A 1562-nucleotide genomic window follows, 5' to 3' on the forward strand; every position below is an offset into this window, starting at 1 on the left:
GGGTATTTTCGGTTCCGAGTGGGTAGGGTTGGAAAATTTTAAATATATGTTTCAACTGAATGACAGCAAATCGGTTATCATGAACACAGTTATTATCGCCGTGGGCAAAATTGTGTTCAATTTGGTAATCCCATTGATATTTGCGATTTTGCTGAATGAGCTTACCAACTTGCGCTACAAAAAGTTTGTTCAGACGGTCGTTTATTTACCGCACTTTTTATCTTGGGTCATTATGGCGACGATTGTTATCGGCATTTTCGGCTATTACGGCGTAGTAAACACGGTTATTCAAATGTTTGGGGGAGATCCCAAGCTTTTTATGGCGGATGCAAGTATATTTCGTCAGTTGGTTATCGGCACCGATGTGTGGAAAGAATTCGGTTACAATGCCATTATTTATCTCGCAGCACTGACAGGTGTCAACATGAATCTGTATGAAGCAGCGGCAATCGATGGAGCCAATCGTTGGCAGATGATAAGGAATATTACACTTCCGGCGCTAACGACAACAGTCGTGCTGTTGGGGGTTCTAAGCCTAGGCAACGTGCTCAATGCGGGTTTCGATCAGGTATACAATCTTTATAATCCGCTTGTGTACTCAACGGGCGATATTTTAGACACTTGGGTTTATCGGCTGGGCTTGCAGAATCTGCAATTCTCACTAGCCACAACCGCAGGATTGTTCAAGTCTGTCATCAGCTTCGTGCTCATTGTTATATCATACCGACTGGCGTACAGATATGCCGATTATACGGTATTCTAAAGGGGGAGGTTGCAATGGTAAGAAATACGACATTAGGATCACGCACTTTCGAAATTGTCAATGTGATTCTCCTTGGCTTGTTGCTGGTTAGCTGCATATACCCACTATGGTATACCTTCTGTGTGTCCATCTCTGATAAATCAGCTGCAAACGCAGGCCTGGTTACTCTCTACCCGATCGGTTTCTCATTAGCCTCATATAAAGAGATCATAAATGATAGTCTTTTCTTGAATTCATTCTGGATCTCGATCCAACGAACTGTGCTAGGTACTGCATTCTCCATGCTGATTAGCATTTTGATGGCCTATCCTCTATCGAGGCCAAAGAAAGATTTTACAGCACGCAATACGTTCATGTGGATTCTTGTTTTTTGCATGGTCTTTAATGGCGGTCTGATTCCATGGTATCTCACGATCCAACATTATGGTTTGATCAACTCCATCTGGGCGCTGGTGCTTGGCGGTGGCGTTCCGATCTTTAATGTTATTTTGATCATGAATTTTTTTCGGAATCTTCCTAAGGACCTCAGTGAAGCGGCAATTGTAGATGGTGCCGGCCCCTGGTCAACATTATTTCGGATCTATATTCCTTGTTCTATCCCTGTACTAGCGGCAGTGGCACTGTTTATCAGTGTATATCACTGGAACGAGTTCTTTAATGGCCTGGTGCTGATGAACACTTCTGATAAATATCCGCTGCAAACCTATATTCAGCAGTTGGTTGTTAACATCCCGGTCGGCACAAACCTCACGCCTGAACAATATAAAAAGCTGTCTGAGTTATCCAACAGGACACTCAA

Annotated in this window: 2 protein-coding genes; both read left to right on the forward strand. The window is 43.3% G+C overall.

Going from position 1 to position 1562, the window contains the following annotated elements; translation table 11 throughout:
• A partial coding sequence (locus tag AC58QO_RS33650; protein ID WP_497273246.1) for an ABC transporter permease occupies positions 1 to 763 on the forward strand: 763 nt, incomplete at its 5' end.
• A gap of 14 nt (positions 764 to 777) precedes the next feature.
• Positions 778 to 1562, forward strand: a 785-nt coding sequence (locus tag AC58QO_RS33655) for a carbohydrate ABC transporter permease (RefSeq protein WP_497273248.1), incomplete at its 3' end; no start/stop codon positions are given.

It is taken from the genome of Paenibacillus sp. J31R30, assembly GCF_059692115.1.